The organism is Actinacidiphila epipremni (genome assembly GCF_012034175.1).
GTDB classification, from domain to species: Bacteria; Actinomycetota; Actinomycetes; order Streptomycetales; family Streptomycetaceae; genus Actinacidiphila; species Actinacidiphila epipremni.
In genome coordinates this window covers 436,420-458,575 of record NZ_JAATEJ010000001.1, presented here as the reverse complement: position 1 = coordinate 458,575, position 22,156 = coordinate 436,420, and the positions used below count along the sequence as shown (strand labels likewise).

The following is a 22,156-nucleotide window of genomic DNA, read 5'->3' as shown; positions in this document are numbered from 1 at the left end:
CTCTCCTACGTCTGCGCTGCTTCTGCTCTACGTGTCTGCTGGGCTCTGCTTACGTCTGCTGTGCGTGGTGTGCTGCTGCTTGCCGGGCTATTTCTGGTTCTCGACGAACCGCAGGGAGCGCAGGCCGCGCTCCAGATGCCACTGGAGGTAGGCCGCGACCAGCCCGCTGCCCTCCCGGCAGTGCCGCGGCTCGCTGGCGTCGGCGGTCGCCCAGTCGCCGCCGAGCAGCGCGCCGAGCAGTTCCAGTGACTCCCGTGAGGGTACGACGCTTCCCGGCACCCGGCAGTCGCCGCACACCACGCCGCCCGCGCCGACCGCGAAGAAGCGGTTGGGGCCGGCCATGCCGCACTTGGCGCAGTCGTCGAAGCTGGGGGCGTAGCCGTTGACGGCGAGCGAGCGCAGCAGGAAGGCGTCCAGGACCAGCCGCGGGTCGTGGTCGCCGGCGGCGAGGGTGCGCAGCGCGCCGACCAGCAGCAGATACTGCTGCACCGCGGGCTCGCCCTCGTGGTCGGTGAAGCGCTCGGCGGTCTCCAGCATCGCGGTGCCGGCCGTGTAGCGCTCGTAGTCGGCGACGATGGCGCCGCCGTAGGGGGCGATGGTCTCGCTCTGCGTGCACAGCGGCAGCCCGCGGCCGACCAGCTCGCCGCCGCGCGCGAAGAACTGCACGTCCACATGGCTGAACGGCTCCAGCCGGGCGCCGAACTTCGACTTCGTACGGCGTACCCCGCGGGCGACCGCGCGCACCCTGCCGTGCCGCCGGGTCAGCAGGGAGATGATCCGGTCCGCCTCACCGAGCTTCTGGGTGCGCAGCACGATGCCGTCGTCGCGGAACAGACTCATACGGCCCATTCTCGCCTACGCCGGCGGGGTGCGGGCCCGCCCGGGGGCTCAGTGCTCGGCGCCGGGGGCGACCAGGCCGGACTCGTAGGCGGCGATGACCAGTTGGGCCCGGTCGCGGGCGCCGAGCTTGCCCATGATCCGGCTCACATGCGTCTTCGCGGTCAGCGGGCTGAGGCCCAGCGCCTCGCCGGCCTCGGCGTTGTTCAGGCCGCGGGCCACCAGGGTCAGCACCTCGCGCTCCCGGTCCGACAGCCCGGCGAGCCGCTCGCCGCCGGCCGCGGGCGCGCTCACCTGCGGACGGTCGGGCAGCCGCAGCACCCGGGAGATCAGCCGCGCGGTGGGCCCGGGCGACAGCAGCGCGTCCCCCGAGGCGACGGTACGGATCGCGTCCAGCAGCTCGGCCGGCCTGGTGTCCTTGACCATGAAGCCGGACGCGCCCGCGCGCAGCGCCGCCACGAGGTTCTCGTCGTCGTCGTAGGTGGTCAGCACGAGGATGCGCACCCCGGCGAGGTCGTCGTCGGCGGCGATCCTGCGGGTGGCCTCGATGCCGTCCATCTCCGGCATCCGGATGTCCATGACGATGACGTCCGCGCGGGCGCTGCGGGCCCGCTCCACCGCCTCCACGCCGGTGCCGGCCTGCCCGACGACCTCCATGTCGCGGGCCGACTCGATGAGCATCGCGAACGCCGCGCGCACCAGCGTCTGGTCGTCGGCGAGCAGCACCCGGATCGGTTCGGGCGTCGTCATGCGGGGCCTCCCTGGGGCTGGTCGGTACGGAGCGCGGCGCCGTGCGGCTGCGGGGCCTCGCCGCGGTCCCGGTCCGCGCGGTCGGTGAGGTCGGGGGCGCACGGGAGGACCGCGGCGACCCGGAAGCCGGGCTCTCCGTCGTCGCGCGGCCCGGCGGTGAGGCTGCCGCCGACGGTCCTGGCGCGCTCCCGCATGCCGACGATGCCGAAGCCCTCCGGGCGGTCGCCGTCCGGGCCGCGCACCGGGCCGGGCCCGTCGTCCTCCACGCTCACCCGCAGGCTCGCGCCCCGCCGCTCGACCGCGACACGTATCCGCGGCGAGGGCGCGCCGCAGTGGCGCACGGCGTTGGTCAGCGACTCCTGCACGATCCGGTACGCCGCCGCGCCCACCGCGGGCGGCACGGTCTCGGCGCCCGCGTCGACATGCAGCGCCACCTTCGCGCCCGCCGCCTCCGCGGCCCTGGCCAGCGCCGGGATACCGGCGAGGTCGGGCAGCGGCCCGTCGCTGTCGGCCCGCAGCACCTTCAGCGTCGTGCGCAGCTCCGCGCGGGCCTCCCGGCAGGTGTCGGCGATGGCGTCCAGCGCGCCGGCCACCGCGGTGCGGTCCAGCCGCTCGGGGTCGGCGACGAGGATGTGCGCGGCGACGGAGGTCTGCACGCCGATCAGGGTGATGCTGTGCGCGAGCAGGTCGTGCAGGTCGCGGGCGATCCGCAGCCGCTCCTCCGCGACCCGGCGGGCCGCCTCCTCCTCCCGGGTCCGCTCGGCGCGCTCCGCGCGCTCCATGATCGCGGCGATGTAGTTGCGGTGCATCCGCACGACCTCGCCGGCGACCGCGACCGCGACTATCCAGCCCGCTCCCTGGAGCATCTGGCTGCCCGCGGTGGGCTTGCCCATCGCCGCCATGACCGCGGCCATCGTTCCGACGACGGTGGGGACGGCGAGGAAGGTGCGGGCCGGCGGGCCCGCGACCGCGAGGGAGTACAGGGCGATCATGCTGGACGGGAGCGGGGCTTCCTGGATGTTCTCCATGTAGTGGTAGGGCGCGACGACCAGGACCATGCTGAGCAGGCACCACATGGGGGCGGTGCGCCGCCATGCGAGCACGGCGGCGCTGGCCGCGAGCATGAGCCATCCGGCGGTGTCGGGGCGGTGGCTGCGTGCGGCTTCCGGCAGCCCGAGGGCGAGGGCGGCTTGCGCCGCGAACACGATCGCGGCGAACGCGATATCGCGGGTTGCCACCCGCTCCGCCGGCCCGGCCGGCGTGCCGCCCAACGCGACGCTACTCATCACGCCCCCTATCTTCCGCCTAGAGCTTCTCCCTGCGCCGGATGTTGCCCACCCTGCCGGGCGCTGCGTTTGCGCCTGACGGCCACCACCCCAGGGGCGCGGGGAACTGCTCCCCCAGAGGGGGTACCCCCAGCAACCGGCCACCGGCCGGTGGTCCGGATCGGACCGAACAGCCCCTTTGGGTCGGTGGCGACCTGCGGGCCGCATATGGCTGGTCGCGCAGTTCCCCGCGCCCCTGGTTTGCCGGCGTCCGACGCAAACGCAGCCGCGCCCTTGGTGGTTACCCTGCGGCGTAGGCGCGGCGCGGCGTGGGGGGAGCTCCTGTGTGGGAGGGGAGCCAGATTCGGGGGCCCAGGAGGGTCGTGGCGGCGGGGACGAGGAAGGGGCGGACCACGAATGTGTCGAGGAGGACGCCCAGGGCGATAACCAGGCCCATTTCGACCATCATCACCAGGGGGAGGGACGCCAGGACCAGGAAGGTCGCCGCGAGGACTATGCCCGCGGAGGCGATGACGCCGCCGGTGGATTCCAGCGCCGCGACGGCCGCCCCGGAGGGGCTCGCCCCGGAGCGGGCCTCCTCGCGCATGCGGTGCATCAGGAAGATGCCGTAGTCGACGCCCAGCGCCACGAGGAAGACGAAGCTCAGCAGGGGCAGGCCCGGGTCGATGCCGTGGAAGCCGAGGACGGGGCCGAAGAGCAGGCCGCCGAGGCCGAGTGCGGCGCCCCACACGGCGACCATCGCCACCGTGAGCAGCAGCGGAGCGACCACGCTGCGCAGCAGTGCCGCCAGCAGCAGGAAGACCGCGGCGAGCACCAGCGGGATGACCAGCGCGCGGTCCCGCGCGGACGTGTCGGCCGTGTCGAGGGCCTGCGCGGCGGCCCCGCCGACCAGGCCGTGCTCGGCGGCGGCGACGACCCGCAGCCGCTCGATCGTCGCCTTCTCCCCCGCGGTGTCGGGCGCGGCAGCGGCATACGCGGAGATTTCCGTCCAGCCGCCGCCGGTGCGCCCGGCGACCGCGTTCGCCACGCCCGTCGTGCCGGCGACCGCCGCCTTCGCCGTGTCCGCCGCCGCGGCGGGCACCACCACCGTGATCGCCTGCGTGCTGCGCTCGGGGAAGGCCCGGTGCAGGATGTGGTCGGCGTCCACGGACTCCGGGGCGCTGGTGAACGTGTCGTCCTGGTGCAGCGCGCCGGGCAGGTTGCCGACGCCGAGGGCCAGTGCGCCCACGGCGACCGCGGAGGCGGCCAGCACGGCGGCCGGGCGGCGCACCACGAACGTGCCGATCCGGCGGTAGACGCCGCGCCCGGCGCGCGACGGGGTGCCGTACGCGGGGATGAGCGGCCAGAAGACGCGGCGGCCGAGCAGGACGAGCACGGCGGGCAGCAGCGTCGTCATGGCGGCCAGCGAGCAGAGGATGCCGACCGCGCCGACCGGCCCGAGGCCGCGGCTGCTGTTGAGGTCCGCGGCGAGCAGGCACAGCAGCCCGGCGACGACGGTGGCCGCCGAGGTGAGCACCGCCGGGCCGACGCCGCGCAGGGCCGCGCGCATCGCCTCGTACGGCTCCGGGACGCGGCGCAGCTCCTCGCGGTAGCGGGAGATCAGCAGCAGGGCGTAGTCCGTGCCGGCGCCGAAGATGAGCACGGTCATGACGGACGAGCTCATGTCGGAGACGGTGAGGCCGAACGCCTCGACCATGCCGTAGACGAGGGCCATGGACGTGCCGGCGGCGACGCCGACGACGGCGAGCGGCACGAGCCACAGGAAGGGGCTGCGGTAGGTGAGGATGAGCAGCAGCGCGACGATCCCGGCGGTGGTGACGAGCAGCGTGCCGTCGATGCTGGCGAAGACCTCCTTGGCGTCGGCCTGCGCGGCGCCGGGCCCGCCGACGTCGACCGCCAGGCCCGCGGGGCGGCCCGCGGCGAGCCGGTCGCGTACGTCCTTGACGACGTCCTCGGGTTTGCCGGCGCTCTCGGCGACGGAGACCGGCACCATCAGCGTCCGGCCGTCCTTCGAGGTGACGGGGGCGGGCGGGGCGCCGGTGAGCGGGAACGCGCGGGCGAGGTCGGCGGTCTGCCGGTCGGCGGTGGCGCGGTCGGCGGCGGTCAGGCCGGCGGCGCGGTCGTAGACGAGGACGAGGTCGGTGGCGCTGCCGCCGGACATCTCCTGCTGGATCTTGGCGACCTGCGTGGACTGCGCGCTCGCGGGCAGGTAGTCGACGGCCTCGTCGTGCTTGACGCCGCCGAGCTTGCCGGCGAAGAGCGCGGAGACGGCGAGGACCACGACCCACAGGCCGATCACCGCCCACGGCAGCCCGCGCCGGGGGCTGCGCGGGCGCGCCGGCCCGCCCGGTGGCCCGGAGGCGGCGCTGCGGGTCACCGGGTGCGGGCTCTCGGCGGGTGCGGCGGTGCGGTCGGCCCTCATCGGGTGCTCCCCTCGGGGGTTCGCTGGCTGTCCTCACCAGCGTCCCGTCGCGGGGCGCGCGTTTCGTCGGGCTCAGGAGCGATCTGCCGGTTACTCCCCGCGACTGCCGGGGCCCGCCGCTACTCCCGGCGGATTATCCCCGGGGATGATCACGGACCGGCCGGCGTCAGCCCGTGGTGGCAGCCGCGGCGGCCAGCAGCCGGTCGATGTCGTCGATGGGCAGCGACAGGCAGCGGCCCACGGCCTCCAGCACCTCGCGCTCGGCGGGCAGGTAGGGCCCGTCGGCGAGCGCGATGTGGGCGCCCTGGAGCAGCACCCGCTCGCGGCCGAGCTGGGCGAGGTGGTCGGCGAGCGGCTCCAGCGCCTCGTGCAGCTCGATGGACAGCCAGCTGCCGCACGCGTCGACGGGTTCGGCGAAGGAGTGGTGGCCGAGCTCCTGCGAGGCGGCGTAGCGGCCTTCGTCGGCGACGATCGCGGCGAGCAGGCCGAGCAGCTGGTCCTCGGTGCAGTCGCTGAAGCCGGCCGCGCGGACCGCGCCGACGGCGGCCTCGCGGGCGGGCCGCCCGGTGGAGCCGCCTGCGGTGAGGACCGCGAGCGCGATGGTGTGCACGGCTTCGCGCAGCATCGCGGAGAAGCGGGTGGTGGTGGGGCGCAGCAGCGCCTCGGCGCTGTAATGCCGGTGGCAGGCGGAGCACTCTATGACGGAGCCGGCGCTGCCGCGGCTGACCAGCGGCACGCCGATCACCGTCAGCCGCCGGACGCCGGTTCTGCGGTGGTAGCTGCGGTCACCGCCGCAGTCGGGGCAGAAGAACTCACCGTCGTCCTCGGTGTGCCAGGACGTGCGCACACCCCAGATCCACAGTCCCAGCTTCTTCACGCTGCACCCTCCGGCCCGTCCCTCGTTCCGGTACGTCCACGCATCGGCCCGAAGTACGTGCGCGTTGACGCTCCGGCGACGGTGCCGTACGCCGTGATGTTAGCCACAGTTGTCGGGTGCAGTCAGTACCGCGTACGGGGGCAATTCGTCATTGCCCCCGTACGCGCGGGGTTTTTGCCGCTGTTTCGCCGCCGGAAAGGACCCGGCGGGGTGATCAGCGGTGGGCGCGGTTGACGGCCGAGACGACCGCCTGCAGGGCGGCGCGCGTGGTGTTGGCGTCGATGCCGATGCCCCACAGGACCCGGCCGCCGATGGCGCATTCGATGTAGGAGGCGGCCTGTGCGGAGGCGCCCTCGCTCATGGTGTGCTCGGAGTAGTCCAGCAGCCGGGCGTCCACGTCGATCTTGGCCAGCGCGTCGAAGAAGGCGGAGATCGGGCCGTTGCCGCTGCCGCTCAGCACGGTGTCGACGCCGTCCACGACGGCCTCGACGGTGAGGGCGTCGGTGCCGTCGCTGGAGGTGGACGCCTGCGCCGAGCGCAGGGCGATCCGGCCCCAGGCGTTGTCGTCGGTGGGCAGGTACTCGTCGCGGAAGACCGACCAGATCTGCTCGGGGGTGACCTCGCCGCCCTCGGCGTCGGTCTTGGCCTGGATGATCCTGGAGAACTCGATCTGCATCCGGCGCGGCAGGTCCAGCTTGTGGCCGTTCTTCAGGACGTACGCCACACCGCCCTTGCCGGACTGCGAGTTGACCCGGATGACGGCCTCGTAGGAGCGGCCGACGTCCTTGGGGTCGATCGGCAGGTACGGCACCTCCCAGGTGATGTCGTCCACGGTCTTGCCGGCGGCGGTGGCGGTGGCCTCCATCGCTTCGAAGCCCTTCTTGATGGCGTCCTGGTGGGAGCCGGAGAAGGAGGTGTAGACCAGGTCGCCCGCGTAGGGGTGGCGCGGGTGGACCTCCATCTGGTTGCAGTATTCGGCGGTGCGGCGGATCTCGTCGATCTGAGAGAAGTCGATCTGCGGGTCGACGCCCTGGCTGAACAGGTTCATCCCCAGCGTGACCAGGTCGACGTTGCCGGTGCGCTCGCCCTGGCCGAACAGGCAGCCCTCGATGCGGTCGGCGCCGGCCATCAGGGCCAGTTCGGCGGCGGCGACGGCGGTGCCGCGGTCGTTGTGCGGGTGCACGGACAGGCATACGTACGCGCGGCGCGACAGGTTGCGCGACATCCACTCGAAGCGGTCGGCGTGCGTGGAGGGCGTGGAGCGCTCGACGGTGGCCGGCAGGTTGAGGATGATCTCGCGGCCCTGCTCGGGCTGCCAGACGTCCATGACGCCCTCGCAGACCTCCAGGGCGAAGTCCAGCTCGGTGTCGGTGAAGATCTCCGGGCTGTACTGGTAGCCGAAGACGGTCTCGTCGGTCAGCAGCTTGTCGGCGTACTCCATGACCAGCCGGGTGCCGTCCACGGCGATCTGCCTGACCTGCTCGCGGGTGCCGCGGAAGACGACGCGGCGGAAGACCGGGGCGGTGGCGTTGTACAGGTGCACGGTGGCGCGCGGGGCGCCGCGCAGCGCCTCGACGGTGCGCTCGATCAGCTCCTCGCGGGCCTGCGTCAGGACGGAGATCGTCACGTCCTCGGGGATGGCGCCCTGCTCGATGATGGAGCGCACGAAGTCGAAGTCGGTCTGGCCGGAGGCGGGGAAGCCGACCTCGATCTCCTTGTAGCCCATGCGGACCAGCAGGTCGAACATCTCCCGCTTGCGGGCCGGCGACATGGGGTCGATCAGCGCCTGGTTGCCGTCGCGCAGGTCGGTGGACAGCCAGCGCGGCGCCTTGGTGATGCGGGCGTCGGGCCAGGTGCGGTCGGCCAGGTCGACCTGCTCGTAGCGGCCGTACTTGTGGATCGGCATTCCGCTGGGCCGCTGGGTGACGGTGGCGGCGGTGATGGGCGTGGGCTTGCCGACACGCTGCGTACTGCTCATGGGGGCTTGACTCCTCGGGGGTCCGTTCGGGGAACGGCCGACGGCTGGGCAACGCCGAACACCGCGGGGAGGGGGTCGGCCTACGACTACAGGCCCTCGCCGCGGCAGCTAAGGAGAAGCAGCCCAAAAATCATGACGGAAACGACCTTAACCCGAGCGGGGCGGTTTGACGCAGCCGGTATGCGGATCCTCTCAGCATGCAAGACGCGGCGGCGTGTCCACCGGAATCCCGACACTTCCCTCGTTCTCGTCAATTTCGATCCCGAGGTAGTGACAGAGCGTGCAGGCAGTGCCACATTGCGTACATGGACACCGTTACGCCCGTCTTCTGCACGATCATCCCGCCGCACATCCTCGACCAACTCGCCAGGCACGAGAACCCGGACCTGGCCGGCGGCGCCCGCCGCACCCTGGAGCACGACGCCCGCGAGCGCACCCGCCGCCAGCACAACGCCCTGCTGGGCCTGCACGGAGCCGCCGCCGCCACGGCGGCCGGCGCCGGCGCCGACTCCGACTCCGACTCCGACAAGCCCCAGCGCACCATCTACGACTCCGGCCACCAGGACACCCTCCCGGGCCGCAAGGTCCGCGCCGAGGGCGCCGACCCGTCGTCCGACGCGAGCGTCAACCGGGCGTACGACGGGCTCGGCGCGACCTTCGAGACGTATCTGAAGGCGTACAAGCGCCACTCCATCGACGGCCGGGGCCTGCCGCTGACGGCCTCCGTGCACTACCTGAAGGACTACAACAACGCCTTCTGGAACGGCGAGCAGATGGTCTTCGGGGACGGCGACGGGAAGATCTTCCTGGACTTCACCCTCCCGGTGGACGTGATCGGCCACGAGTTGACGCACGGCGTCACGCAGTACAGCGCCAACCTCGACTACCAGGGCCAGTCCGGCGCGCTCAACGAGTCGGTGTCCGACGTCTTCGGCAGCCTCATCAAGCAGTACGCCGCCGGCCAGACCGCCGACCAGGCCGACTGGCTCATCGGCGCCGGCCTGCTCGCCCCGGGCGTGCACGGCGTGGCGCTGCGCTCGATGAAGGCGCCCGGCACCGCGTACGACGACCCCAAGCTCGGCAAGGACCCGCAGCCGGCGACGATGGCGCACTACGTGCACACCTCGGCGGACAACGGCGGGGTGCACCTCAACTCCGGCATCCCCAACCACGCGTTCTACCTGCTGGCGACGAAGCTCGGCGGGCATGCCTGGGAGCAGGCGGGGCAGGTGTGGTACGACACGCTGACCGGCGGGCACCTGTCGTCGCACGCCCAGTTCGCCGACTTCGCCGCGGCCACCGTCGCGGCGGCCGTGGCCCGCTACGGTGAGGGCGACCAGAGCCGCGCGGTCCAGGCCGCCTGGCAGGAGGTCGGCGTGACGCCCACGAAGGCCACGGGCCTGCCCCGGCAGCAGCCGGGCCAGCCGCAGGAGGTGTGAGCAGACCCCATGCGTATCGAGGTGACCCGCTCCGGCGGCTTCGCGGGCCTGTCCCGGCACGCCGTCCTGGACACCGCGACCCGGCCGGACGCGGAGCACCTCCACGCGCTGGCCGAGGCCGCCCTGGGGGCCGCGCCGACCGTCCCCGTCCCGCACCCGGACGGCTACGCGTACACCGTGGACGTGGACGGCCGCACGATCCAGTTCGCCGACCCGGTGCTGACGCCGGCGCAGCGCGAGCTGGTCATGGAGGTGCTGGGCGAAGGGGCGTAGCGGCGGGTTCGTCACGAGCCCGTAGGTGACGGGGCCGTGCGCGAGGGGGCCGTACGCGAGGGGACCGGATCTTGGACTTCCGGCCACCCTCGCGTCGGTCCGCGGATGCCTGGCGGCAGCAATGCGGGATCAGTGTCTGGGCTTGCCCCCGACCTGAAGGAACCGAAAATGTCCGCACTGTCCCGCAGGAAATTCCTGGGCGCCGCCGCCACCGTCACCGGCGCGGCTGCCGTGGGCGCCGCCGCGCCCGGTGTCGCCGACGCCGCCCCGGAGCACGGCCACGAGCCCGAGCACGGCCACGGCGGCCACCGGCACGGCGACCTCCGCGACATCAAGCACGTCGTGGTGATCATGCAGGAGAACCGCAGCTTCGACCACTACTTCGGCGCCATGAGGGGCGTACGCGGCTTCGGCGACCGGGCCACGATCCAGCTGCCCGGCGGCAAGTCGGTGTGGGAGCAGCCCAAGACGCCGGTGGTGGGCGCGGAGACGCAGTTCCCGTGGCGGCTGAGCGGCGCGAAGTCCTGGAGCGGCGCCACCCCGCCGAGCGCGGAGCTGGGCGCGGCCAACTACGGCGGCACGAGCCACGGTTGGGCCGACCAGCACGGCGCCTGGTACGGCGGCCTGATGAACGGCTGGTACTACGCCAAGGGCGGCCCCACGACGCTGGGCTACCTCGACCGCAAGGACCTGCCCTTCCACTACGCCCTCGCCGACGCCTACACCGTCGGCGACGCCTACCACTGCTCGGTGCTCAGCGCGACCGGCCCCAACCGCACCTACCTCTGGGGCGGCACGGTCAACGCCGACAAGAAGCACGGCACGTTCACCGCCAACGACGGTGGCGACGAGCGCGGCAGGTTCCTGCCCTGGGAGTCCTACGCCGAGACGCTGCAGAAGGCGGGCGTGAGCTGGCGCGTCTACCAGTGCGCGGACGACTACGGCGACAACGGCGTCGAATACTTCGACACCTTCGCCAAGCTCGACCCCACGCAGGGCGGCACCGCCGAACCGGGCAACCCCTTCTACGACAACGGTGTCAAGAACGTCCCCGAGCCGGCCACGGGACTTGCGGGCAACGCCGACAACATCAACGCCGCGATCCGCGCGGACGTGCTGAACGGCTCGCTGCCGCAGGTCAGTTGGATCGTCAACAACCAGTTCTTCTCCGAGCACCCGGTGACCGCCCCGAGCAACGGCGCGTACTTCCTGCGCGGCGTGCTGGAGGCGCTCGACGCCGACCCCGAGGTCTTCAACTCCACGCTGGTGATCGTCAACTACGACGAGAACGACGGCCAGTTCGACCATGTGGCGCCGCCGGTGCCGGCGCCGGGCGAGGCCGACGAGTTCGTCGCGGGCACGATGGCCGAGTACGGCGTGACGCAGCCGCTGCCGGTCGGCCTCGGCTTCCGGGTGCCGCTCATCCTCATCTCGCCCTGGACGCGCGGCGGTTGGGTGACCTCGGAGGTGTCCGACCACACGTCCGTGATCCAGTTCGTGGAGAAGTGGACGACGGCGCTGGGCACGCCGGCCGTCTCCCCCAACATCAGCGCATGGCGCCGCAAGGTGTGCGGCGACCTCACCGGCGCCTTCGACTTCGCCTCGCCGGTCTACGGGCTGCCGCACCTGCCGGAGACCGGCGACCTGGTCCCGGAGACCCGCTACACCCCGCTGCCGGGCGACAACACGATGCCCGTGCAGGAGAAGGGCACCAAGCCGGCCCGCCCGCTGCCCTACCAGCCCAACGCCAACCTGACCGGTTTCGGGGCGGGTTCGGTGCGGCTGTCCTTCGCCAACGAGGCGCCGTTCGCGACGAAGGCCGCGCACTTCACGGTCTACGACAACGCCGTGGCGGCCGTCCCGTCGCTCGCGCAGTACCCGGCCGCCTTCCCGGGCCAGTACACGGTGGGCGCGAAGTCCACGGCGCACGGCACGGGCCCGGTCGGCACCGGCGCGAGCCCGACCGCGTACGACCTGACGGTGACCGGCCCGAACCGCTTCCTGCGCCGCTTCACCGGCGACACCGCCGCCGCGGGCAAGGACCTCACGGTCGAGGCCGCCTACTACGAGGGCAGGACGTCGGGCCACCCGGAGCTGCGCCTGACGCTGCGCAACACCGGCCGGAAGCCGGTGACCTTCACCGTCCGCCACAACCACTACGTCTCCGGCGCCCCGCGCCACATCCGGGTGGCGCCGCACGGCCACGAGACGTGGACGGTGGACGCGGTACGGCTCAGCGAGGGCTGGTACGACGTGACGGTGACGGCCGACGCGGATGCGTCCTGGTCGCAGCGGTTCACCGGCCACCTGGAGACGGGCCGGCCCAGCATCACCGGCTGACCCGGCGCGCTGCTGCCGCCGGGCCGGGGGCGCATGGCCGCCGCCCGGCGGGGGCTCGGGCTCGGGGGCTACTCGGTGCTCGGCGGCTTCGCCGGGGCCGCCGGGGCGGCGGTGAGGCCGTGCAGGAACTCCGCCTTGATCGTGCCGGGCGTCATCGCGACGGCGCCCGGCACGCCCGCGTTCCACTCCTCCGCGAAGTCCTTCACCGCCCGCCGGAAGGCCCGGCGCAGCGGGATGCCGCCCAGCACCGCGGCCAGCGCCGCCGGCAGCCGGGCCAGGCCGCGCCCCCGGGCGCTGACGACGACCACGGTCTTCCACTCGCCGCGCTTGGTCTCGGTCATCGCCACCCGCAGCGCCGCCTTGGCCAGCGGATGCCGCAGCTCGGCCGTCAGCGGCGCGCCGGCGCCCGGCTCGGCGGCCCACCATGCCCGCAGGTCCAGCGCGCCCTTCGCCCGGCCGCGCCGGTAGCGCGCCCAGGAGCCGGACCCGCGGAAGTCCGCGGAGAGCCGCACCACCGCCGGGTCGTCGACGCCCCGCAGCTCCCCTTCACCGTGTACGCGCAGCCCCGGCGCCTTGCCGTCGTAGCGCAGCCGGACCCCGGACGCGCGGTCCCACGCCTTGACGTCCACCCGGTGCAGCACCTTGACGCCCTCGGCGTCCACGTCCTCGGCCAGATACCGCGCCCCGGCCCCGATGTGCCGCCCCGCGGCGACCCGCACGCCCTGGACCCGCTCGCGCCCGGCGAACAGCCCGCCGCGCTCCTCCCGCAGCTCCTCGACCGCCTCCATGACGGCCCCCACCGCCGCCCCCACCCACTCCCGCGGCAAGGGTTCCAGCACGACCGTCTGCCGAAGCGTCACCATCCCCGGATCGTCCCAGGCCCCGGGCCCGTCGCGAAAGAGCAGGGCGTACGGGCAGGCAGCGATCCGGGCCGGGCGACCGGCTCAGCGGCCCTCGGCGGAAGCGGTGTCGGCGGCGAGCGCGATGTCCGCCCACACCGTCTTGCCGGGCGACCTCGGCGCGACCCCCCAGGCCCGCGCCAGCATCTCGACGAGCAGCAGCCCGCGCCCGGACTCGGCGTCGTCCCCGGGCGCGATGACGTCCTCCCGCGCCGGAAGCCTGCGCTCGCTGCGGGTGTCGCTCACCTCGATCCGTACGACGTCCGCCCCGAGCACGAGCCGCAGCTCGAAGTCCCGCCCGGGCACGCGCCCATGGGTGACGGCGTTCGCCGCCAGCTCGGCGACAACGGTGGCAGCGGTGTCCGAAACGCCGCTGCCGTGGTGCACCCCCCAGGCGTGCAGTTGCCGCACGGCGTGATGCCGCGCGAGCCGCGCCCCGCACCTGGTGGCGGACAGACGGAGCACGAGTTCGGGGTCCGGGGTGGAGATCTGGGTGGAGATTTCGCTATTCACGTGACAGAGCGTGGCCGAGCGTACCTACGCTGAGAAGTACGCAGCGCCGGACGGATTCAGGCCGTCCGACGCGTGATCCCGTGCGTCCGGCTGCGTACGGAGCGCACACGAAAAGCGGAGGTGGGCCAGATGACAGCGGTGCCCGAGCAGACGGGTGGCGACATGGACGACAGCAGGGACTGGGAGGAGGACTCGGGCGACTTCCTCAAGATGGTGGGTCGGCAGGTCAAACTCTGGCGCGAACAGGCGAAACTGACGCAACCCGAGCTGGGTCAGCGCATCGGCTACGGCGACGAGCTGGTCTCCTCGGTGGAGCGGGGACGTCGTGCACCGAAGCCGGAGTTCCTGGACAACGCGGACGAAGTGCTGGGCGCGAACGGGCTGCTCAAGGCGTTCAAGGACGACGTGGAGCGAACGCGCTTTCCGCGCAAGGTGCGTGATCTGGCAAAGCTGGAGGCCAGCGCCGTCACCCTGGGCGCGTACTGCGACCACAACATCCAGGGCCTGCTCCAGACCGAGGACTACGCCCGAGCGCTCTACCAGATGCGCCGCCCGCTGCTGAACGAGGAGACCGTCGAACGGTACGTGGCCGCACGCATGGCGCGGCAGGAGATCTTCACCCGCTGGCCGGCGCCGATCCTGAGCTTCGTGCAAGAGGAGGTGACCTTGCGGCGTCCCCTCGGCGGTAGGGCCGTGATGAGGGGGCAGCTCGAACGACTGCTGGAGCTGGGCCGGTTGCGCAACGTCGAGATCCAGGTGATGCCGACCGACCGCGAGGACCACGCAGGAATGGGCGGGGAGTTCCTACTGCTCAATCCCAAGAACGGCCCGACGGTCGGCCGCGTCGAAGTGCTGGGCTTCAGCCGGGTGATCACCAACCGCGACGAGGTCAGGACGCTGGAGGCCCAGTATGGGATTATCCGAGCGCAGGCTCTCACGCCGCGGGAGTCGTTGGCGTTCATCGAGAAAGTCCTGGGAGAGACATGACCACCGAGCCCTCTGCCGGCAGCGCCACCGAGCTGCACTGGTTCAAGAGCAGCTACAGCAGCAACGAAGGTGCCGCCTGCGTCGAGGTCGCCGTCACCTGGCGCAAGTCGAGCTACAGCAGCAACGAGGGCCCCGAGTGCGTCGAGGTCGCGGCCTGCCCGGGCACCGTCCACGTCCGGGACTCCAAGGACCCCGAGGGCCCCCGCCTCGACTTCACCCCCACGGAGTGGTCCGCCTTCCTCACCTACGCGGCCGAGCACTCCGTCTGACCCCTACGGCGTGGCAGCCCCGCCCGGAGCTCGTGGCAGGCAAGCACGCCGGCCACGGGCCCCGTCACGCCCCCACGTATTCCGCCAGGTGCTCGCCGGTCAGGGTGGCGCGGGTGGTGGCGAGGTCCGCAGGGGTGCCCTCGAAGATCAGGGTGCCGCCGGCGTGGCCGGCGCCGGGGCCGAGGTCGAGGATCCAGTCGGCGTGGGCCATCACCGCCTGGTGGTGCTCGACGACGATGACGGACTTGCCCGCGTCGACCAGACGGTCGAGGAGGGTGAGCAGGTGGGCGACGTCGGCGAGGTGGAGGCCGGTCGTGGGCTCGTCCAGGACGTAGACGCCGCCCTTGTCGCCCATGTGCGTCGCGAGCTTCAGGCGCTGGCGCTCGCCGCCGGACAGCGTCGTGAGGGGCTGGCCGATGGTGAGGTAGCCGAGGCCGACGTCGAGCAGCCGGGTCAGGACGGTGTGGGCGGCGGGCGTGCGGGCGTCACCCTCGGCGAAGAAGGACGCCGCCTGCGTGACGGACATCGCCAGCACCTCGCTGATGTCCCGGCCGCCGAGGGTGTAGCCGAGCACGTCCGCGGAGAAGCGCCTGCCGTCGCACTCCTCGCACGTACTGGCCACGCCGGCCATCATCGCCAGGTCGGTGTAGACGACGCCGGCGCCGTTGCAGCCCGGGCAGGCGCCCTCGGAGTTCGCGGAGAAGAGGGCCGGCTTGACGCCGTTGGCCTTGGCGAACGCCTTGCGGATCGGGTCGAGCAGGCCGGTGTACGTCGCCGGGTTGCTGCGGCGCGAGCCGCGGATGGGGCTCTGGTCGACCACCACGACGCCGGCCTCCGCCGCGACCGGGCTCTTCAGCAGCGAGCCGTGCACGAGTGAGCTCTTGCCGGAGCCCGCGACGCCGGTCACCACGCACAGCACGCCGAGCGGGATGTCGACGTCCAGGTTCTTGAGGTTGTTGGCATCGGCCCCGCGCACCGGGAGGAAGCCGGTCGGCTTGCGGACGTCCGGCTTCAGTGCCGCCCGGTCGTCGAGGTGCCGGCCCGTGGTCGTACCGCTCGCGCGCAGGCCTTCGACCGTGCCCTCGAAGCACACCGTGCCGCCCGCGGAGCCCGCGCCGGGGCCGAGGTCCACGACGTGGTCGGCGATCGCGATGGTCTCCGGCTTGTGCTCGACGACCAGCACCGTGTTGCCCTTGTCGCGCAGCCGCAGCAGCAGGTCGTTCATCCGCCGGATGTCGTGCGGGTGCAGCCCGACCGTGGGCTCGTCGAAGACGTAGGTGACGTCGGTGAGGGCCGAGCCGAGCTGGCGGACCATCTTCACCCGCTGCGACTCGCCGCCGGACAGCGTGCCGGTCGGGCGGTCCAGGGCGAGGTAGCCGAGGCCGATCTCGGTGAAGGAGTCCAGCGTGACCGACAGCGCGGCCAGCAGCGGGGCGACGGAGGGCTCGTCGAGGCCGCGTACCCATGCGGCCAGGTCGCTGATCTGCATGGCGCACGCGTCGGCGATGCTGATCCCGGCGATCTTCGACGACCGCGCGCCCTCGGTGAGCCGGGTGCCGTCGCATGCGGGGCAGGTGGTGAAGGTCACCGCGCGCTCGACGAAGGCCCGGATGTGCGGCTGGAGCGACTCCTTGTCCTTGGAGAGCATGGACTTCTGGATCTTGGGGATCAGGCCCTCGTAGGTGAGGTTCACGCCCTCGACCTTGACCTTCGTGGGCTCCCGGTGGAGGAAGTCCCGCATCTCCTGCTCGCTGAAGTCGCGGATCGGCTTGTGCGGGTCCAGCAGGCCGGACTCGGCGTAGACCCGGACGGTCCAGAAGCTGTCCGACTTCCAGCCGGGGATGGTGAAGGCGCCCTCGGCGAGCGACTTGCTGTCGTCGTAGAGCTGCGTGAGGTCGATGTCGGAGACGGTGCCGCGGCCCTCGCAGCGCGGGCACATGCCGCCGGTGCGCTCGAAGGTGGCCTTGACGGCCTTGCGGGTGCCGCGGTCGACGGTGATCGCGCCGGCCGCGCGGACGGAGGGGACGTTGAAGGCGTACGCGCCGGGCGGGCCGATGTGCGGGGTGCCGAGCCGGCTGAAGAGGATGCGCAGTATGGCGCTGGCGTCGGTGGCGGTGCCGACGGTGGAGCGCGGGTCGGCGCCCATGCGCCGCTGGTCGACGGTGATGACGGTGGTGAGGCCGTCGAGCACGTCCACGTCGGGGCGGGACAGGGCCGGCATGAAGCCCTGGACGAAGGCGCTGTACGTCTCGTTGATCAGCCGCTGCGACTCGGCGGCGACGGTGTCGAAGACCAGCGAGCTCTTGCCGGAGCCGGACACCCCGGTGAAGACGGTCAGCCGCCGCTTGGGGATCTCGACGTCCACGTCCTTGAGGTTGTGCACGCGCGCCCCGTGCACCCGGATCACGTCATGGCTGTCGGCCCTGCTCATCGTCTCTCCCCGCGCTCGTCCGCCCGCCTGCCGGGCGGGAGGGTTCACGGTACGCCGAAGGGCGGCGGGGCCGAGATGGCCCCGCCGCCCTTCGATGCGGTGACGGATCAGTACGCGGAGTTCACGTTGTCCATCGAGCCGTACCGGTCGGCCGCGTAGTTGCACGCGGCGGTGATGTTCGCGACCGGGTCGTAGATGTTGTGCGACGTGCCGGCCACGTGGAAGCGGTTGAACGTCGGGTCGATCACCTGGAGCAGACCCTTGGAGGGAATGCCGTTGCGGGCGTTGATGTCCCACAGGTTGATCGCCTTCGGGTTACCGCTGGACTCGCGGATGATGTTGCGGTGGATTCCCTCGTACGTGCCGGGGATCCCCTTCTTGTGCATGATGTCGAGCGACTGGCGGATCCAGCCGTCCAGGTTGTTCGAGTAGTGCTTCACGGCGGCCTTGGGCGCGGTGTGCGCCGTCTTCGGCGCCGGAGCGGCCTTCTTGGCCACCGGAGCGCGGTGGGTCGAGCGGTTCGCGGCGGCAGCGGCCTTCGCGTGGTCGGCAGCCTCGGTGGCGGCCTTCTTCTTGGCCGCGGCGTCCGCGGCCTTCTTCGCCTGCGCGGCCAGGTCGGTCTTCGCGCCGGACGCGTGCTGGGGGGCCAGCTCGGTCTTCGGCTGCGCGGCCTGGTGAATCGCCTTCTGCGACGCCATACCGGTCTGCGCGCCCAGTTCCTTGGCGTGCGTACCGGTGGAGACGGAGAACCCGGTCGGGTCGCCCGCCGCGGTCGCCGAACCGGCTCCGGCGGTCGCTTCCAGCCCGGTGACGGTCAGCACGACCGCTGCTGCGGCAAGCGCGCCGGCCGCGGAGATCTTGTGCTTCTTCGACATCTGGTTGAACTTCGCGAACGTCGGGAGCTTCTTCGGGATCGTGGGGAGCTGCATGGGGAAATTACCTCTTCCGTAGCGGGACCCCTGAATTGTTAGAGGCGGCGGAACCCCGGGTCAATGACCCCCACTACGGCCCTTTTTCGTAGCTCCGAATAGCGCTTCCGGTGGCCCGTGCAATACGGCGGGCGAATTCACTAAGCTGCTTAGTATGTGACCCACGCCCTATCGATGACCTCACAAAGGGGCGCCCCCGCATTCACCGGGAGTGAAAGCGGGGGCGCTGAATGTGAGGGTTTTATGTGACGCCGGTCACTCGGAAATGGGGACAGAGGCGGAAAAAGCGCCTGAAGCGTCGGCGGGTTCCGGGGCGGCCTCCCGGGAGGGCCGGACCAGTGCCCACACCAGCAGGGCGCCCACGACACCGGCCACCGCCGCGTACACGGAGATCCGGTCCAGGCCCGAGGCGTACCCGGCGTGCGGGCTGCCGCCGTGGCCGGTGACGTGCCGCAGCCGGGCGGTGAAGACCGCGCCGAAGAGGGCGACACCCAGCGTCATGCCCAGTTGGCGCGCGGTGTTCATCGCGCCGCCCGCCATGCCGGCCTTCTGCGGCGGCACCGCGTCCACCGCCGCCGCGGCCAGCACCGGGGTGACCAGGCCGACGCCCGCGCCGATCACCGTCATCCCGGCGTAGACCGAGGACTGGCCGGAGGAGGCGTGCACGGTCAGCGCGAGCAGGGCGCAGCCGAGGCCGATGACGAACAGCCCGACGCCGATCGGCACCCGCGCCGGGTAGCGGTGCATCATCCGCCCGGCGACCGCAGCCACCACGAAGGCGGTGCCGGCCATCGGCATCAGCGCCAGGCCGCCGCGGATGGGGCTGAGCCCCAGCACGTTCTGCAGCCACAGGGAGAAGTAGACGAGCCCGCTGAAGGCGGCGGCCTGGTAGAGCAGGGCCCCGACGAGCAGCCCGCTGAAGCTCGGGCGGCGCAGCAGGCCCAGCTCGATCATCGGATGGGCCGACCGGGCCTCGACCAGCACGAAGCCGGCCACGGCGAGCGCGCTGACCACGAAGGCGGCCAGCGTCAGCCCGTCCGTCCACCCGTTGTCACCGCCGCGGATCAGGGCGTACGTGACGGCGGCGGTGGCCAGCGTGAAGGCCGCGGCGCCCGGCAGGTCGAGCCGGGCGGCGCCGCGCCGCTGCTGGACGGGCAGCGACCGCAGGGCGATCACCACGGCGACGGCGGCGATCGGCAGGTTGACCAGGAAGATCGCCTGCCAGCCGAAGCCCTGCGTGAGCAGCCCGCCCAGGATCGGCCCGGCCGCGGCGGCGGCGCCGTTGACCGCGCCCCACACGCCGAAGGCGATGCCGCGGTCGCGGCCCTGGTAGGTCATGGCGACCAGCGCGGCGGACGTCGCGAACATCGCGGCGCCGCCGAAGCCCTGCACACCGCGGGCGGTGATCAAGGCGGCGGCGTTCGGTGACAGGGCCGCGCCGAGCGAGGCCGCGGCGAACAGGACGAGGCCGGCCGCGTACAGCCGGCGGTGGCCGAACAGGTCCCCCAGCGAGCCGGCCACCATCAGCAGCGCGGCGAGCGCGAGGGCGTAGATGTCCACCACCCATTGCAGGGAGGAGAAGGGGGCGTCGAGGTCGGACGCCATCCTGGGCAGGGCGACGTTCACGATCGTGACGTCGACCAGCAGGATGAAGGCGCCCAGGCATATCGCGACGAGGGGCAGCCATTTGCGCATGGGACGGGGCTCCGTACTCCGTGTGACGTGCGTGGGACCGGTGCAGACACCGCCGGGCGGGCCCAGCGGGCGGTCCTGGCGGGCGTCGTGCCTTTCGTTGACCGTCCCAGCGTGCGGTGCCGCGCACGGAATCCTCAGCCGCAGACGGCCCGACGGCGGAATCCGACACGGACTACGCTGCCGGGATGGAATCCGACGCGACCTGGGATCCCCTGCACGTTCTCGACCCGCTGGACCAGCTGGTCGTGCAGGCGCTGCAGATCGACGGCCGGGCGTCCTTCCGGCGGATCGGCGAGGTGCTGGGCGTCTCGGACCAGACCGTCGCCCGCCGCTACGCCCGGCTGCGGGAGACCGCGGGCCTGCGCGTGCTGGGCCTGACCGACCCCTTGCGCACCGGGCTGACGCCGTGGTTCGTACGGGTGCGGTGCACGCCGGACGCGGCGCCGCAGATCGGCGAGGCGCTGGCCCGGCGCACCGACACCCGGTGGGTGAGCCTGCTGTCGGGCGGCACCGAGATCTTCTGCCTGTCGCACGCCTCCGACCCGGCGGCGGACTCCGACGCGCTGCTGCTGCAGAAGCTGCCGCACACCCCGCGGGTGGTGCAGGTCACCGCGCACACGCTGCTGCACGTCTTCTTCGGGCAGGACCTGAGCCCCTACACCCGGGGCGGCCCGCTGGACGCCGGGCAGGCCGCGGCGCTGCGCCCGGCCGTGGTGCCCACCGGGGGCGAGCCGGTGCCGCTGGACGCCGGGGACCGGCGGCTGCTGGACGCCCTCGCGCGGGACGGCCGCACCCCCGCAGCGGAGCTGGCCGCCGCCACCGGCTGGTCGGCCTCGACCGTGCGGCGCCGGATGGCCGAGCTGCGGGCGGCCGGCGCCCTCTACTACGACCTCGACTTCGGTGCCGGCGCGCTCGCCCGGGACCTGCGGGCGGCGCTGTGGCTGGAGGTGGAGCCGGCCCGGCTGGCGGAGGCGGGCAGCGCGCTGGCCGGGCACGCCGAGGTGGCGTTCGCCGCGGCCACGACGGGGACGGCGAACCTCTACGCCTCGCTGCTGTGCCGGGACGCCCCGGCGCTCTACCGCTACCTGACCGGGCCGGTCGCGGCGCTGCCCGGGGTGCGCGGGACCGAGACCGCGCCGATCCACCGCACGCTCAAGGGCGCGAGCCCCTATCCCCCGCCGCCCGCGCGCCGCGACCGGCACCGGGCGGGGTGAGCGGGGTAAGCGGGGTGAGCGGGCAAGCCGCTCAGAAGCCGAGCTTCCTGAGCTGCTTGGGGTCGCGCTGCCAGTCCTTGGCGACCTTGACGTGCAGGTCGAGGAAGACCGGTGTGCCCAGCAGCGCCTCGATCTGCTGCCGGGACTTCGTGCCGACGTCCCGGAGCCGGGCGCCCTTGGGGCCGATGACGATGCCCTTCTGGGAGGGGCGCTCGATGTAGAGGTTGGCGTGGATGTCGAGCAGCGGCTTGTCGGCGGGCCGGTCGGCGCGCGGCAGCATCTCCTCCACGACGACGGCGATGGAGTGCGGCAGCTCGTCGCGCACGCCCTCCAGCGCGGCCTCCCGGATCAGCTCGGCGACCATGATCTGCTCGGGCTCGTCGGTGAGGTCGCCCTCCGGGTAGAGGGCCGGGCCCTCGGGCAGCAGCGGGATCAGCAGGTCGGCGAGCAGGCCCACCTGGTCGCCGGAGACCGCGGAGACCGGCACGATCTCGGCCCACTCCAGGCCCAGCTCGCGGCCGAGCCGGTCGACGGCCATCAGCTGGGCGGCGAGCGCCTTGGGGTCGACCAGGTCGGTCTTGGTGACCACCGCGACCTTGGGGGTCTTGCGGATCCCGGCGAGCTCGCGGGCGATGAAGGTGTCGCCGGGGCCGAGCTTCTGGTCGGCGGGCAGGCAGAAGCCGATGACGTCGACCTCGGCCCAGGTGGTGCGCACGACGTCGTTGAGCCGCTCGCCGAGCAGGGTGCGGGGCTTGTGCAGGCCGGGGGTGTCGACCAGGACGAGCTGGGCGTCGGGGCGGTGGACGATGCCGCGCACGGTGTGCCGGGTGGTCTGCGGGCGGTTGGAGGTGATCGCCACCTTCTGGCCGACCAGAGCGTTCGTGAGGGTGGACTTGCCGGCGTTGGGGCGGCCCACGAAGCAGGCGAAGCCGGACCTGTGGGCGGGGCCTGCGGCGGGGTTGCGAGCGCTCATGGCTTCATTCTCCCCGATGGCCGGGGTGGCCGCGGACGCCGCCG

The 22,156-nt window shown here is 72.7% G+C and carries 18 protein-coding genes; 6 read left to right on the top strand and 12 right to left on the bottom strand.

The features are described from left to right. Nucleotides 1-87 precede the first annotated feature (87 nt). The 6 genes from recO to leuA all read right to left on the bottom strand — a co-directional run bounded on the left by recO (nt 88) and on the right by leuA (nt 8,150). Nucleotides 88-840, bottom strand: coding sequence for a DNA repair protein RecO (recO, locus tag HCN08_RS01830; RefSeq protein ID WP_167981008.1), 753 nt, complete (start codon nt 838-840; stop codon nt 88-90). Between the two features lie 48 nt (nt 841-888). Then, nucleotides 889-1,587 (bottom strand): response regulator, encoded by a 699-nt coding sequence (locus tag HCN08_RS01825; RefSeq protein ID WP_167981007.1) that lies wholly within the window; start codon nt 1,585-1,587, stop codon nt 889-891. Then, complete coding sequence (locus HCN08_RS01820) at nt 1,584-2,873, bottom strand: sensor histidine kinase (RefSeq protein WP_167981006.1); 1,290 nt, start codon at nt 2,871-2,873, stop codon at nt 1,584-1,586. The genes HCN08_RS01825 and HCN08_RS01820 overlap by 4 nt, the downstream gene beginning before the upstream one ends. A 280-nt stretch (nt 2,874-3,153) precedes the next feature. Beyond that, on the bottom strand, nt 3,154-5,295 hold the full coding sequence (locus tag HCN08_RS01815; RefSeq protein WP_167981005.1) for an MMPL family transporter: 2,142 nt from the start codon (nt 5,293-5,295) through the stop codon (nt 3,154-3,156). A gap of 166 nt (nt 5,296-5,461) precedes the next feature. Beyond that, nucleotides 5,462-6,172 (bottom strand): TerB family tellurite resistance protein, encoded by a 711-nt coding sequence (locus HCN08_RS01810; RefSeq protein ID WP_322974173.1) that lies wholly within the window; start codon nt 6,170-6,172, stop codon nt 5,462-5,464. A gap of 214 nt (nt 6,173-6,386) precedes the next feature. Next, nucleotides 6,387-8,150, bottom strand: a complete 1,764-nt coding sequence (gene leuA, locus HCN08_RS01805; RefSeq protein ID WP_167981004.1) for a 2-isopropylmalate synthase — start codon at nt 8,148-8,150, stop codon at nt 6,387-6,389. Between the two features lie 305 nt (nt 8,151-8,455). Here leuA and HCN08_RS01800 point away from each other — a divergent pair, with 305 nt between their 5' ends. The 3 genes from HCN08_RS01800 to HCN08_RS01790 all read left to right on the top strand — a co-directional run bounded on the left by HCN08_RS01800 (nt 8,456) and on the right by HCN08_RS01790 (nt 12,202). Further along, nucleotides 8,456-9,589 carry a M4 family metallopeptidase gene (locus HCN08_RS01800; protein ID WP_167981003.1) on the top strand — a complete coding sequence of 378 codons (1,134 nt, stop codon included), beginning with the start codon at nt 8,456-8,458 and terminating at the stop codon, nt 9,587-9,589. A 9-nt stretch (nt 9,590-9,598) separates the two neighbouring features. Beyond that, entirely contained in the window at nt 9,599-9,862 is a 264-nt protein-coding gene (locus HCN08_RS01795; RefSeq protein WP_167981002.1) for a protealysin inhibitor emfourin, read from the top strand. 168 nt (nt 9,863-10,030) lie between these two features. Next, nucleotides 10,031-12,202 carry a phosphocholine-specific phospholipase C gene (locus tag HCN08_RS01790; protein ID WP_167981001.1) on the top strand — a complete coding sequence of 724 codons (2,172 nt, stop codon included), beginning with the start codon at nt 10,031-10,033 and terminating at the stop codon, nt 12,200-12,202. A 68-nt stretch (nt 12,203-12,270) separates the two neighbouring features. Here HCN08_RS01790 and HCN08_RS01785 read toward each other — a convergent pair whose 3' ends face one another. Continuing rightward, nucleotides 12,271-13,065, bottom strand: coding sequence for a hypothetical protein (locus tag HCN08_RS01785; RefSeq protein WP_167981000.1), 795 nt, complete (start codon nt 13,063-13,065; stop codon nt 12,271-12,273). A gap of 81 nt (nt 13,066-13,146) precedes the next feature. Next, nucleotides 13,147-13,614 (bottom strand): ATP-binding protein, encoded by a 468-nt coding sequence (locus HCN08_RS01780; protein ID WP_322974172.1) that lies wholly within the window; start codon nt 13,612-13,614, stop codon nt 13,147-13,149. 129 nt (nt 13,615-13,743) lie between these two features. On the opposite strand from HCN08_RS01780, the gene HCN08_RS01775 reads away from it, so the two are divergent. After that, on the top strand, nt 13,744-14,601 hold the full coding sequence (locus HCN08_RS01775) for a helix-turn-helix domain-containing protein (protein WP_407648645.1): 858 nt from the start codon (nt 13,744-13,746) through the stop codon (nt 14,599-14,601). Further along, on the top strand, nt 14,598-14,870 hold the full coding sequence (locus HCN08_RS01770; protein ID WP_167980999.1) for a DUF397 domain-containing protein: 273 nt from the start codon (nt 14,598-14,600) through the stop codon (nt 14,868-14,870). The genes HCN08_RS01775 and HCN08_RS01770 overlap by 4 nt, the downstream gene beginning before the upstream one ends. A 64-nt stretch (nt 14,871-14,934) precedes the next feature. Here HCN08_RS01770 and HCN08_RS01765 read toward each other — a convergent pair whose 3' ends face one another. The 3 genes from HCN08_RS01765 to HCN08_RS01755 form a co-directional block, all read right to left on the bottom strand. After that, the gene (locus tag HCN08_RS01765) at nt 14,935-17,301 is read right to left on the bottom strand and encodes an ATP-binding cassette domain-containing protein (RefSeq protein ID WP_167980998.1); all 2,367 of its coding nucleotides are present in this window, start codon (nt 17,299-17,301) and stop codon (nt 14,935-14,937) included. A gap of 107 nt (nt 17,302-17,408) precedes the next feature. Then, the gene (locus HCN08_RS01760; protein WP_167980997.1) at nt 17,409-18,230 is read right to left on the bottom strand and encodes a transglycosylase SLT domain-containing protein; all 822 of its coding nucleotides are present in this window, start codon (nt 18,228-18,230) and stop codon (nt 17,409-17,411) included. 255 nt (nt 18,231-18,485) lie between these two features. Further along, the gene (locus tag HCN08_RS01755; protein ID WP_167980996.1) at nt 18,486-19,925 is read right to left on the bottom strand and encodes an MFS transporter; all 1,440 of its coding nucleotides are present in this window, start codon (nt 19,923-19,925) and stop codon (nt 18,486-18,488) included. Nucleotides 19,926-20,110: 185 nt separating this feature from the next. Between HCN08_RS01755 and HCN08_RS01750 the strand changes: the two genes are divergently transcribed. After that, on the top strand, nt 20,111-21,139 hold the full coding sequence (locus tag HCN08_RS01750) for an Lrp/AsnC family transcriptional regulator (RefSeq protein ID WP_167980995.1): 1,029 nt from the start codon (nt 20,111-20,113) through the stop codon (nt 21,137-21,139). 31 nt (nt 21,140-21,170) lie between these two features. Here HCN08_RS01750 and era read toward each other — a convergent pair whose 3' ends face one another. Further along, the gene (era, locus tag HCN08_RS01745) at nt 21,171-22,112 is read right to left on the bottom strand and encodes a GTPase Era (RefSeq protein WP_167980994.1); all 942 of its coding nucleotides are present in this window, start codon (nt 22,110-22,112) and stop codon (nt 21,171-21,173) included. Between the last annotated feature and the right edge of the window lie 44 nt (nt 22,113-22,156).